Source organism: Glaciecola sp. HA4-3, assembly GCF_055693685.1.
Genome location: NZ_CM146340.1, coordinates 153905 through 167914 on the forward strand (window position 1 = coordinate 153905; position 14010 = coordinate 167914).

Consider the following 14010-nt stretch of genomic DNA (forward strand, 5'->3'; position numbering starts at 1 on the left):
AAGGGATTGATGAAACTAATCCCTTTTGGCCAACGCTCCCAATCGGCCTTGCAAGCCGTCGACTAGATTTCCGTAGCGCTTCCATCGGCCGATAGAGCCTGAATATAATGGTTGTCGAACTTGGACAGAGCTTGCGGTTGACACTGCTGCTGTGTTTTCGTGAAAGCGTAAACAAGCCTCATCCCAATCAAGCCCGCAAAACGACAAGATTTTTCTTGTTTCAGTTTCTTGATTGGCAACGATATCCTCATAATATACTTCCATGAATCTATCATTTGGTAGGCTTTGTCTAAAATATGTCATCAGGCCGTCGAATTCTTTATAGAAGTCGGCTGTATTATCTAAGCTATATGTATAATCATAATAGGCGTGCTCAGTAGTAAGCAATTGCCGATAATTGCTTAAGCAGCTATCCATTGCTCCACGCCTCAAAGCAATGACTTTTGCATTAGGTAATGCTTGTAAAATTAGTCCAGCATAGAAGAAATTTAATGGCATTTTGTCGGTAAAAACCTCTGCATTTGCCCGTAAAGGAAGCGTAGAGGCCATATACTGCTGCCCAACCTTGGCTAAGTCGGTATTGATCGCTGATTCAAGGGTTTGTGCATCTAACACCAAATTCGATGAAGTCTGTGCTATCTTTTTTGTGAGTTCTGCAAAGGTATTAAGCTCACCGCACGATGTTGCATGCTGATGACTAGAAATAATTCTATCAACCAGTGTCGTGCCGGTGCGAGGCAGCCCTACAATAAAAATTGGACGATTATGACTAGGTTTGTCGTCAGAAATATTCTCAATATTGATACCTGTTCGTTTAGCCGCACGACAGATATTATTGTAGTCAAGCGTGCATGAATGTCCTAGTTTTGCCTTTTTTGCTTCTTGTAGATACTTAAAACTAGTTTTATAGTCGCCGAAATCTTCGTATGTTTTAGCAATAGCATGTCCTAAATACAATGTTGCATTTGCGTCATTTTTTATCTTCTGCTTAGCTGCTAATAAAGAATCTAAATGGTTTTGCTCTTTTGTTTGTTTCTTCAGACCCACTAATGACGATAAGGCTTTATAGGCATCTGGATTTTTCTTAAGAGTATTAAGATACGATTGTTCAGCAGCTGTAAAATCACCTAAGAATTGAAGTGAAACTGCCAAGTTATAATGATAGTTGGCAGGTTTTGAATCTATGCTGACGGCTTTTTCAAAAAAGACAACCGCCTTTTTATGATTGCCTGCCCGACTAAATATCACGCCTAAGGTATCAGCAAGATGAGCTTTTGAAAGGGATTGTTTTGCTGCTTTTTCGGCGGTAATGCGCGATTTATCATTTTGCCCAATATGTGAAAGCATTTGAGCAAAATAGATAAGCGTATAGACATTGGTCGGTTCTAATGATAAGGATTTCTCAAAAAGACCAATAGATTTTTCATAATTTTTATGATCAAAACAAAGTTTAGCTAATAAAAAATATGGTACCGGGTTATGAATATTGTCATGAATAAGCTTAATCGCGCTTTGGTGAACTTTTTCATAGTCCCCAATCGACATAAGGTATAAGTTGTTTTCAATAAGTGCTTCAGTTGACAAGGACATTGGATAATTAGTCGCGTTTTTATTATTGACGTTTTGCCAAAACACTATCATAGAGCTTTAGCAATTTGAATTAATAAGGGCCTTATTACACTAACAATGCCATTTGACTCATTTGTGATGTATACAGTAGACTCGATACAACTGCCTAGTTAATGCACACTAAGCTTGGTAGTGAAAGTTCTTACACGTTAGATCTCTACAATAATAATAAAAGCATTACGTGTTAATCAATATATCAACTAGAGACGCTTACATCATGAAAACCCTGAGTTTTACACCCAATATAGTTGCGCAAGCGGTTGCCATTACGCTTGCTAGCAGTGCATTAGTTGTTCCTGCTTTTGCACAGACAGACGAAGACGAAAAAGTTTCACAAATTGAACAAATCACCGTCACGGCTACTCGTCGTGCAGGTTCTGTGCAAGATGTGCCGATTAACATTGCAGCACTTGATGGCAAATTACTAGAACAACAAGGCATTGGTGATATCTCTGAGGCACTTAGGCTGGTGCCCGGTATCATAGCGTTAGACCAAGGCGGTCGAAACGGCAACCCAATTATCGTCAGAGGTATAAATGCTAACCCCCTTGGACAAGGTGATGGCAATACACAAGGCGGCACAGTAGCCACCTATTTAGGTGAGATACCATTAGCGGTAGATTTGCGAATTAACGACCTTGAACGTATCGAAGTATTGCTTGGTCCTCAAGGTACATTATATGGCGCTGGCACGCTCAGTGGCGCGATTCGTTATATACCAGTTAAACCAAAGTTTGATAGCGACGAGTTAGAAGTACGTACAGACTTGTTTAGCACTAACGAAAGTGATGACTTGGGCACGGATATTGGTTTTACTGTGAATACAGCATTAAGCGAAACCTTTGCATTTCGTGCTTCTTTAGACCGATATGACGACCCTGGTTTCATTGACCAGCCTTTTATTGTAAGGGAAATTGGGGTTTCTGAACCCGATTCACCACGGGGCAGTGACCAACTTGCCCCGCAAGAAGACGTTAACGGACAAGAATCATATACGGGTAAAATTGCGCTTCGCTGGCAACCAAATGAGTATGTTGATTCGACGTTGACTTACTACTTCCAAGAGGAAGAAAATGAAGGCAGAACTATTTCGAGCCATCGAGGTGAATTGCCTACTGGTTTGTATGAAAATGCTCAACGTGTGCTCGAGCCAAACGATGAAAGCACCAGTTTACTAGCGTTGGAAATTACAGCCGATTTGGGTTTTGCTGAATTAACCTCTGCTACTGGCATATCAGAATATGAAGAAGTGGGTCAGCGTGATCAAACTGATCTTTTGATCAGCCTTGAATATTCGTATGAAACCTTTCCGACTTTTACGGCTTTTACACTTGAAGAAGAGCGAGAAGAGGTCTTTAACCAAGAAGTAAGACTAGTTTCGACTTATGAATCTGATTTTTCATGGATTGTAGGAGCGTTCTACAACAAATTGGAAAACGTTTCTTCATCATCAGAGTTTACGCCAGGTTACGCGCAGTTTGCAGGCTTTGATCGTCCTGATAATTTAGAGTATTTCTCGGCAGGAGCGACAGATATTACCGAGCAAGCCATTTATGGTGAAGTTGCCTATCAAATTAATGAGCAGTGGCAAGTAACTTTAGGTGGGCGGTACTATGAATATGATATTGAAAGTCAATCAACGGTCGATTTCCCTTTATTTGACCCTGACTTTGTTGCAGCTGATCTTGACACTATCGCCGCGAGAGATTTTGACCCTACTTTGGCAGAAGATGATAGCGGTAGCTTGTTTAAAGTGAATACTTCATATGCGCTTAGTGATGATGTCAATGTATATGTAACAATTAGTGAAGGCTTTAGGATTGGTGGAAGCAATGGCGGTGGTCCATGCCCAGACTTTGACCCAAATGCGAGTCAAGGTAACTGTAATTTAGCCCTATAGCCAGCAATTTGGACCAGGTCCAAATGATTTTGCACAGTTCGACGAAAGAGCTTATGGGCCTGATAAAACTAGAAACCACGAGTTAGGAGTCAAGAGTCAATTGCTTGATGGTACCCTAACCTTAAATGGTGCCGTTTACTATATTGAGTGGGAAGATAACCAACTTTCTTCTGCTACAGTGAATGCATCTATTCCAATTACGATCAATGCAAATGGCGCAGAATCAACAGGGATTGAGGCAACATTTAACTGGCTGGCAACAGACAGTTGGCGTATCAATGGGTCTTTTAGTCGCGCTAAAAGTGAGCTTTCAGCAGATGTCCCATCGTTGATTAGAACAATTGATCCACCTGGTTTTGGTTCTTTGTTTATTGATGGTAGCTCTGGCGATAGGCTTCCGGGTTCGCCTGAAACGCAGATTTCACTGTCTACTACATACTTTCAAGATCTCGACCATGGAGCAGAGTTAAACTACTCGGCTGATTTTGCATGGCAAAGTGATATTTTATCTAGAACTGGTGCTCTTGGTGGCGCTTATACCTTACCTAGCTTTGGTGTGGCGAACGCAAGGGTTGCTTATACATTAGATAATTGGAATGTGACACTTTATGTGAATAATGTGTTTGATAAGTTTGCTGAGACGGGGGTGCAATCCACACCTTTAATCAATCAAACGGTTGAAGGGGCAACGGTCAGAAGCTTTGTTACTAATGTCCTAAGACCAAGAACCATAGGTGTTCGATTCAATTATTTGTTTGAATAAAGCAATTAAGTAAGACGCGTACCATGGTGTTAAGATGGTACGAATTTGGAGCCTCTTTGTCTTGGACCAAGAGGCTTCTTATTACCAAGTTAAAGGGAATTGATTGATGATACAAAAAATAACATCAAACGAGCAGGACAGTTCTGATCCCGTAGCGCCAAAAAAACGTGCTTCATTAAGCAAATATTTTATTCAAAAATATCACGCGATTAGGCGCTTAAATAAAGAAAAATTTTCACAAACGATATTTAAATATAACACTTCTCAAAAGTGCTATTTTATCGCCGCATTCTTATTTTTGATGATCGCTATTTTTTCATCGGTTAGTAGTACTGATATTTGGTTGATTGGCATAATTGCATTTGTAGGGCTCTTTAGAGAAATGCTCAACATGTTCCAGCGTTTGTGGGAGCATAATATTGGTAAAGCTATTGTATTAGTAACATATGCTGGTACCGCTAATTTTGCACTTGCCTTTGCCGCAGTAAAAATAAATGCCATTACTGGCATCGAACCAACTCCGTTTATATTCACCTTAGGTTTCACTACGCTTGTGATGTTACCTTTTTGGATGCTCCTCTCGAACGTCTTTTTTCTTTTGCTTGCTTTGATTTTGGCAAACTTACTTTTGTTTATTAGTATTCCATTTAAACTTGTTGGCATTACGCTTCCTGTCCATTGGGAAGATAAACATCGTGCTGGCACAACAATGGTGCTTAGAATCTGCTTGATCCCAGTGGTTATCTACCTTTTATTCACATTAACATCGCCTTATTTTAAGCAAATAAACATGAATTATGGCAACTCAATAGTCACCATAAATGCAGAGCACGAACAGGCAGCGCAAGAAATCCAAGAAAACAGCAATGAGCCTAGTCTTGGAACAGCATCTGAGGAACCTCATGATTCTGCGTTGTTTGGCCCTCATCGTACATTTGTTGAATCGTTAGAGATGCTCAGTCAAACAATAGAGGAAGCTGAGGCGAGCCAAAAAGAGATAGGAAACACATCACAACCGGAACAGGATGCTGAGCAGACAATACCTGAAGCTCAAAGCAATGCTAATCATATCGCGCAGCTTATTGCTGATTTTATTTTCCATTTTGAGTCTTATAAATTCTCAAGTTGCCACAAACAGGCGCATCAACATTCGGTCATTATTGACGATTTTTCGGTGTTATTAATCACGCCAAATGATGAAGAGCTATTAGGATATACTTATGAAGTCAAAGCGTGTGTTCCTGTTTATAAACAAGTTGAAGAGTAATAATCTTGATATTATCTAACGCCGTCTAATCGTTCAATCAGTGGAGCGAGGTAGGCTTCATAATGCTTCCATTGTTCGACACTTGTTTTAAAAATAGGTTGACGAACTTGTTCTGAGCTAGGTGTTTTGATTACTCGTTTGGTTTTATGAAAATCAACACAATTTTGCTCAAAGGGCAGGCCACAAAAATCCAAAATTCGGCTTACTTGTCCTTCAAGATCATCAATTACGTCTTCGTGTTGAACTTTGAGTACAAACTCAGGTAAAACACTATCCCAATGTGCCATCAATGAAACATAATCCTTATAATATTGGGCAATATCTTCTAATTGGTATGTAAAGTCTTGTCCCTCACCAAATAACTGCTTAAAACCACTAAAACAGCAGGCCATGGGTTCTCGTCTGGCGTCTATTATTTTTGCATTTGGTAGAATTAATTTAATTAGCCCCACGTGCATAAAATTGTTGGGCATCTTATCAATAAAATAAGGCGCCTTGTCACGGTAAACCATAGTATCTTTGATGTACTGCTCGCCAAAGCGCTTATAGTAAGTATCAGGCAAGGTATTTAATAGATCAGGATAAGGCGGATTGTTACCTCGCATGCGGGCAGCTAAGGCCATGATATTGTGTAGCTCCATTGTGCCGTCAACTTGCGAATGAGATGCAAGTATTTGCTCTAATAATGTAGAGCCCGCGCGTGGTAAACCGACAATAAAGATAGGATCGGAGGCGCTGTGTCCAAGTGTTTCATCTGCGTTGAGTTTTTCAAAGAAGCTTTGTGTAAAAATACGCTTTTGGTTAGCGACTTGCTCGCTGATAAATTCACTTTGGTAGCCATTCATGGCATGTTTAATATTATTCCCTTCGGCATAGTGATTGAACGACGACTTAAACGCTTTGTTATCTTCATACGCTTTACCTAAGGCAAAATGCAAGTGAATACGATCATCATCAGTGATGTTAGTATGTTTGAGCTGTGATTGCATGGCTTGTATTTCATCATCAGAAAACGAATATGTTTTGGTATTAGCAAGACTCCAATATGCATCTCCAAAATCAGGTTTCAGGGCGTATGCCTTTTGGTATGAACTAATCGCTTGTTTAACTTTACCTGCCGCTTTGTATGCGTGCCCTAGTAAAAGTGACACGCCCGCTTGTTCGGGGGCTAGGGCAAGTATTTCATTGTAAATTGATATAGCAGTATCAAGCTCTCCAAGTCCTACTAAGGCATTAGCTTTAGCAGTCATTATCTGAGTGTGTTTAGGTGAGTGCTCAAGTAATTTGTTGGCGCACTGATTAGCATCATGAAAGCGACCCATCTTTGCAAGAAGCTTCAAGTACTCTAGTCCAGCAGCTTGATGCTCGGGGTAAAGAGATAGCAAACTTTCCAGTATGAAGTCAGCCTCGTTATATACTTTCAGTGCTATGCCTATCTCTGCAAGTAGTAACATTGCCTCAGGGTGATGTTTATCTTTTTGAAGATAGGAGCGGCATACCTTATCAGCGTCTAATAATTTGCCGTCATACATCAAATCACGTGCTTGTAGCACGGCCTTAGGTAGCCCTGACAAATGTTTAATTTGAGCAGAAGCTATTTTTATTGCGTTTTGATTTTTAGTGTCTTGATAAAACTGTATCAGTGCTTTCCAGCTTGAAATAAGTGCAGGGTTGAGCTGTGTTGCGCTATAAAAGTACTTGGCTGCTTTTAAATTGTTACGCTGTGCTACATAGATGTATCCAAGTTCTTGATGAGCCCTAGCATGCTTGGCTTGCCTTTGAATGATTTGTTCGTTAATCGCGATTGCATCATTGAAATCACCGTTTAATCGATAAGACACAGCTTGCATGTACAATAGCTCAATTTGCTTGTCATGCTTCGATTCCTTGCTCAATGCTTTTTGGGATAAAGCAATCGCATCAACAAAGTTAGCTTGTGATATTGCGTGTCTAATTTGTTGTTCAATCACTAAACTTTGTATCATTTTTACCTATTAATCCTTTTGTATTCAGATGACATTTTACCGTTGATAGCCAATTTTAGATACAAAAAAAGGCAAGCATATAGCTTGCCTTTCATAAGTTAAATCCTAAAAGAAATCGTAAGACAATCGTAAACCGATTGTTCTAGGACGATTAGTCACGACTTTTGGCGTAAATTGCTGAGTATCAATATATAACACTGCGCTTTCGTCAAACACGTTGTCAATATAAAGCTCCGCTTTCCATTCATCATTAGTTACACCAAAAGATACGTTTGAAATAACGTAACTTTCTTGTACGTAACGGCCGCCTTGGAATGGGTTACCATTGGCATCGGTATAGGTTACGCCATCAAATACAGCAGCTTCTTGCTGAATAGGAAGGCCTGAACCTGTGCCATAAATTAGTCGAGTTGCATCCTCTACGACAAAGGCATCCATGTTCATGCCTGCAAGTCTGTCACCCGTATATGACATCGACGCATTTACATAACCTGTTAAACCGCCCGATAACTCATAAAAGTATTGTGCGCGAAGGTTACCAGAAAAACTTGCAGAATAAGGAAGCTCTGCACCAACAGGTAGGGCAATACCGTCTAGCTCTGGGTTAATCGAAGTAAGTTCAGTATCTAAAACGCTAAATGCTCCTGATATTACTAAGTTGTCAGTTGCTAGCCATGTAATATCGGCATCTAAGCCTGTAATTTCAGCATCACCCACATTATCGGTAAATACTAAGAAACTGATATTGGTTGGGTCAAACCTTGATGTTTGTAAATCTGTAATTTCAGAATAAAACGCCGTAGCATTTACGCGCAATATACCTTCTAAGAAATCACCCTTCATGCCCAACTCATAGTTTTTGAGTGTATCGGTTAAGGAGTACACGGGTATTCTGAAGTTCTCAAATGCGCCGCTTTGGTTAGTGGCTAATCCACCGCCTACACGATTGGTAACTGGTGGTCTGAAACCTTCAGAGTAAGTCCCAAAAAACAGGACATCATCTGATGCTTTCCAGTCTAATGAAAACTTAAATATTGTATCATCAACCGTCAGTACGCCATTATCATCTAACAAATCGACTTCTAGTTGACCACTAGCAACCGCAGCATTAACCGCCGCTGGATCAAGTCCAACTGCGCTTAGTTCGTTTGGATCTAAGGTACCAAATGCACGTAAACGTCGGCTAACATCAACCGTACTTGTTGAGCCTTTATATATATCATCGATTTGATACCAGCGAGCGCCAAAGCTTGCCGTTAACGTATCGCTAATGTCATATTCTAACTGTCCAAATAGAGCAATTTGCTCAATGCCATGCCTTACATCATTAATAAAGCTAATCTCAGATGGGAAAGGTCCGCCATCACTATTGATACCTTCGGTACCAACAAGTGTTCTTTGTAAGTCAGTGAAAAAACCTAACTCGGTATTAGCAATGTTAAACAAGCCAATGGTATTAACGTCTTGATCATCATAGAAAATACCAGCTGTAATACGCCAGTCTTTTTCAAGATCGGTGTTTAAACGTAGCTCATGAGTGACGCGCTTAGTTGAAGTATCTTCTTTGTAGAACTTAGTTGGGTCTAGGCAGCGTTCATCGGCAGGTGTAGCCGCTTCATAATGATTACATACGTAATAGGCTGAAAATAAGCCACCATTAGTGTAGCCTGTATAGTCTATTGTTGAATCTATATCTCGATTCAAATAACCACCGGTATACACTACATCTAACTTGGCAAGTCGTCCTTCCAATGTCCAAGTGGTTAAGCCAAACTCATCGTCGTTATCTTCTGGCGTGAAGCGATTTGTTGAGCTGTCGCCTGACAAGTTAGGATCGTATGAGAACACACCTTCTGTTTCTAAGGTTTGTTGAGTGTGTTGAACTAGTAAGGTCCAATCATCATTAATTAAATAAGATAGACTAAAACGCGCACCTGCATATATTGCGTCATTAATATCATCTTCAACCAATAAATCATTGTTTGGTGGGGTGACAGGCGTATTCGCTGGGTCGCTTAGTACACCACCAGAGATGCGATCAATAACAATTGCACTGCCGTTATAACCTCCTTCACTAAGGTCGATTTTGAATATTGTCAATCCAACCGCCTTGTCTAGAATTATATGCAGCCACACGTACAGCTAAATCATTAGTAAGTGCAAAATTCATAAAAGCTTCTACTGTACTGCTGTCTTCACCACCACTGGTAAATGCAAAGTCGGTATCAACGCCGGCTGAAAAACCAAAATGATCTGGTTTTTTAGTAATAAGTCTAACGGTCCCTGATTGTGAACTTGCGCCAAATAGCGTGCCTTGTGGCCCAGGGAGTACTTCAATACGTTCCATATCAGTAGCAAACACATCAAGGTTTCTACCTTGCATGGAGATCGGTTGTTCATCTAAATATAAAGCAACGGAGGGTTGTAGTGCTTGAACTGAAGATACTGATATGTTGGTTTGTGTTGTCGCAGCACCACGAATATAGATCTCATTTTGCCCTGGACCTGTTCCTTGGAATGTCACGTTTGGTAAGAACTCGACATAGTCACCAAAGTTATCAATTCCCAAGTTTTCCAGTGCCTCACCATTTAAGGCGGTTACTGATACAGGTACATCCTGAATTGATTCAGTTCGTTTAGTTGCAGTAACATCGATAGTTTCTATTTTTGCTTTTGCACTTTCATTTGCTTCTTGTGCGTATATCGAAGAACTTGCTAGCGCGGCAATCACGGCTAGACTGATTCTTGATTTAATCATGTGTGTGGACCCTTTTTAGGTTTCGTTATAAGTATTACAATGCAGAGTATTAAACTCAATCTTGCTTGTTGAGTTGATAACTTTCTACAAATTACGTTGTATTCTAACTAAATTTAAGTCCTTTTATTACCTTTATTTCTATTTTTAGCCCATTAAACTGACTTTTGCCATAATAATTGTAATAAAAACTACTTTGATATCTAAAAATTAGTACTGATGTGAATAGCAATTGTTTATAGAGTAAGATAATCTTCTCTTGTTTTTAATTTGTGGGACAAAACGTGCTTTCAACATCTACTTCATCACCTCTAAACAAGATGGTTTTTATCCCATCCTCTATCGCAATTGTATTGATATTGCTGTTTGCGGTCATTGCCCCAAAAACAGCTGACCAATTATTTCAAACGATGCAAGCAAGCATTGTCGTTAATGGCAGTTGGTTTTATGTACTAAGTGTGGCGATTATTCTTGTATCCGTAATATTTTTAGGTGTATCGCGTTATGGCAGTATCCGTTTAGGGCCAGATCACGCTGTCCCTGATTATTCTTTATTAACATGGTTATCGATGCTATTTGCGGCAGGAATGGGTATAGGGCTCATGTTCTTTGGCGTCGCTGAGCCGGTTATGCATTATCTATCGCCTCCAAGTGCAGCACTTAGCTCGACAGAAGCGGTACGAGAAGCGATGAGAACAACATTTTTCCATTGGGGGCTGCATGCATGGGCTATTTATGCAGTGGTTGCACTTATTTTGGCGTATTTTTGTTTTCGACATCAATTACCATTAACTTTGCGCTCTTCTTTGTATCCGCTAATTGGCGATAAAATATATGGTTGGCCTGGACATATGGTCGATACATTTGCCGTTATCAGCACTATCTTTGGTGTTGCAACATCCTTAGGTTTAGGGGCTGCACAAATCAATAGTGGCTTAAGCTATTTGCTAGGACTTGAAGTCAGTGCAACAAATCAAATATTACTCATGATTGGCATAATCGCGATTGCGATTGTGTCGGTTGTTTCTGGTCTAGACAAAGGCATTCGACGCTTGTCTGAAGCCAATATGATTTTAGCTGTCGCCTTACTTGTTTTTATCTTAATTCTAGGACCAACCGTATTTTTGCTACAGGCATATTTGCAAAATACCGGTGCATATTTGTCTGACATTGTTCGAAATACCTTTAACCTATTCACTTATGAAAAAACAGATTGGATAGGAGGTTGGACTATCTTTTATTGGGGGTGGTGGCTTGCGTGGGCGCCTTTTGTTGGGCTATTTATCGCACGTATTTCTCGTGGTAGAACAATACGCGAATTTGTCTTTGGTGTGCTGCTTATTCCCACCGCGTTTACTCTGCTTTGGATGACTGTTTTTGGCAATTCTGCAATCGAGTTCATTATTAATGAAGGCCGAACGGGTCTAAGTAGCATGGTAAACGATGATGCACCGTCTGCATTATTTTTGTTTCTAGCGTATTTCCCCTATTCAGAGTTACTATCGGGAATTGCGATTTTAATGGTCGTTATTTTCTTTGTAACTTCTTGCGATTCTGGCGCAATGGTAGTAGATATGTTGTGTTCACATGGGCGTAACGACACACCTGTTTGGCAACGTATTTATTGGGCATTAGGTGTAGGAATAGTAGCGGCAATATTACTTGCAGCAGGGGGCTTAACTGCATTGCAAACGATGACAATTGCTTCAGCCTTACCCTTTGCATTAATTTTACTAGTCTCGCTTATTGGCTTAATGAAAGCTTTGCGTGTGGATGAATTCAAACGAGAATCACAGCTAATGAATGTCATGACTGCTTATCCTTCTGACAACAAACAAGCATGGCAGGAACGTTTGGGTAACATTGTGGAGTTTCCAAATAAGACGACAGTTCAAAATTACCTTAATAATGTTGTTTGTCCTGCATTTGAAAGTGTCAAAGAGGAATTTATAAAATATGATATACACACCACCATCGAAGTGAACGATGGCGGGGTAGAAATTGTTGTGCATCATGGAGATGAGCAAAGGTTTGTTTATGCTGTGTGGAGGCGTATGCACGTACAACCAGATTTTGCCACAAATGACCAAGATAGTATGCATGATGATGACAATATGTATTATCGTGCTGAGGTGCATTTGAGCGAAGGCGGCCAAGATTACGATATAATGGGATGGTCAAAGCTTGCGGTAATAAACGATGTAATAGACCAATACCATAAGCATCAGCACTTTTTACACTTGTTGAGATAAACCTTGGGGTAAAATATAAGGCAAAGGAATGAAGGTGATAAACCAATGAAAAAAGACGAAGAATTGCTAATAGCAATACGCCGAGTAATACGTGCCATTGATCTACGTTCACGGCAGTTGAACAAAGAAGCCGGCTTGACCGGCCCGCAACTTATTGTCATGCGCAATGTTGGCGCTCAACCAGAGTATTATGATCAAGCAACTTGCTGAAAATATTAATCTATCACCTGCAACCGTCACTAGTATTCTTGATAGACTTGTCGCGAAAGGATTGGCGCAACGAGTAAGAAGCACAGAAGACAAACGAAAAGTTGGGGTGTTTTTAAGCAAAGAGGGCCAAGAAATGCTAACAAAAGCGCCTTTGCCTTTCCAAGAGCACTTTATCAATCGATTTGCACAGTTAGCTGAATGGGAGCAGAGTCAAATGGTTGCTACCATGCAGCGAATTGCTTTAATGATGGATGCTGAAAACATCGATGCCGCGCCTGTTTTAGAAATTGGTAATTTAAAATCAAAAGAAATAGAAGATATAAATTAAACCCAACAGACATACGAAGCCAGTTTTCTATTTTGAGTACTTTGTCATAATTTCACGATACGTTTCGCTTTTTTTGAACTTAGCCATTGACTGGTTAAAAGAGGCCACAAATTGCTCATCGACAGAGTTTTGGCTAAACATGACAAAAATATCACCCGTTTTGATTGTATGTCCATGCATAATTATGAGTTCACTTAAGCCTTTACGCCTTATGATTGATGCACCGACAAAGCTATCTTCTAAAAATCCATCAATATCCATATCAAGCAATCGAGCAATATTTAACTCGCCCATAATGGCAAACTCAAAGTATTTTGAACTTTGTTCATCATCTAACAATATTGAGATATCCTGACCATAAAAATAGTCCTCAACCACACCAATTTTACTTTGTGATTGGATGAAATCTGCAATGTTGGTTTTAGCTAAACTTTTAGTATCATCAGCTCTAATATACAACGCAAATTCTTCGCTTCGGTATGGCAAACTAAAATAAGCAAACTCTTCACGTGAAGGGGTTTTTGATGCGCCTAGCAGCATGTCTACCTCGCCTAAGCGAAGAGATTCTAATAACGATACCCAAGAATCTTGAACATACACTATGGTACAGTCAGTATCTTCAACTACTTTCGATATCAATTCAATATCCAAGCCTCTTGCTTGGCCATCAATATCTAAATATTGATAAGGCTCCCATGTATCAAAACCAAGTGTTAAAGAGCATACAGGAGATGTAGGTAGCGAGGAATTTTCCTCAGAGATGGGGACATTTTGATTGGAAGAAGAAGTCTCTTGTCCACATGATGCTAGGGCAAAAGACAACACTATGACTAACAGGCTATTGAGCGTTTTCATAATATTCGTCCTTATTGTGCTGTCCAGATTGTACAATAAATAAACAAATATTGCGAATAGGTTAAC

General features: G+C 39.9%; 6 protein-coding genes and 3 pseudogenes. 5 read left to right on the forward strand and 4 right to left on the reverse strand.

All coding sequences use genetic code 11. The annotated features are described in order from the left end of the window. Positions 1-15 precede the first annotated feature (15 nt). Positions 16-1635 (reverse strand): tetratricopeptide repeat-containing sulfotransferase family protein, encoded by a 1620-nt coding sequence (locus ACZ1G6_RS00730; protein WP_472617629.1) that lies wholly within the window; start codon positions 1633-1635, stop codon positions 16-18. Between the two features lie 211 nt (positions 1636-1846). On the opposite strand from ACZ1G6_RS00730, the gene ACZ1G6_RS00735 reads away from it, so the two are divergent. The 3 genes and pseudogenes from ACZ1G6_RS00735 to ACZ1G6_RS00745 all read left to right on the forward strand — a co-directional run bounded on the left by ACZ1G6_RS00735 (position 1847) and on the right by ACZ1G6_RS00745 (position 5559). Continuing rightward, complete coding sequence (locus tag ACZ1G6_RS00735) at positions 1847-3529, forward strand: TonB-dependent receptor (RefSeq protein WP_472617630.1); 1683 nt, start codon at positions 1847-1849, stop codon at positions 3527-3529. 55 nt (positions 3530-3584) lie between these two features. After that, positions 3585-4292: pseudogene (locus ACZ1G6_RS00740) on the forward strand (TonB-dependent receptor domain-containing protein); the annotation flags it as partial. A 106-nt stretch (positions 4293-4398) separates the two neighbouring features. Then, positions 4399-5559 carry a hypothetical protein gene (locus ACZ1G6_RS00745; RefSeq protein ID WP_472617631.1) on the forward strand — a complete coding sequence of 387 codons (1161 nt, stop codon included), beginning with the start codon at positions 4399-4401 and terminating at the stop codon, positions 5557-5559. 11 nt (positions 5560-5570) lie between these two features. Here ACZ1G6_RS00745 and ACZ1G6_RS00750 read toward each other — a convergent pair whose 3' ends face one another. Both ACZ1G6_RS00750 and ACZ1G6_RS00755 read right to left on the reverse strand, forming a co-directional pair. Beyond that, positions 5571-7544, reverse strand: a complete 1974-nt coding sequence (locus ACZ1G6_RS00750) for a tetratricopeptide repeat-containing sulfotransferase family protein (RefSeq protein WP_472617632.1) — start codon at positions 7542-7544, stop codon at positions 5571-5573. 105 nt (positions 7545-7649) lie between these two features. Next, a pseudogene (locus tag ACZ1G6_RS00755) lies at positions 7650-10302 on the reverse strand (TonB-dependent receptor). Positions 10303-10583: 281 nt separating this feature from the next. Between ACZ1G6_RS00755 and ACZ1G6_RS00760 the strand changes: the two are divergent. Beyond that, positions 10584-12551, forward strand: a complete 1968-nt coding sequence (locus ACZ1G6_RS00760; protein WP_472617633.1) for a BCCT family transporter — start codon at positions 10584-10586, stop codon at positions 12549-12551. Between the two features lie 45 nt (positions 12552-12596). Then, positions 12597-13089 (forward strand): annotated as a pseudogene (locus tag ACZ1G6_RS00765) (MarR family winged helix-turn-helix transcriptional regulator). 27 nt (positions 13090-13116) lie between these two features. On the opposite strand, the gene ACZ1G6_RS00770 reads toward ACZ1G6_RS00765, so the two are convergent. Then, the gene (locus ACZ1G6_RS00770) at positions 13117-13944 is read right to left on the reverse strand and encodes a substrate-binding periplasmic protein (RefSeq protein ID WP_472617634.1); all 828 of its coding nucleotides are present in this window, start codon (positions 13942-13944) and stop codon (positions 13117-13119) included. Positions 13945-14010: the final 66 nt, after the last annotated feature.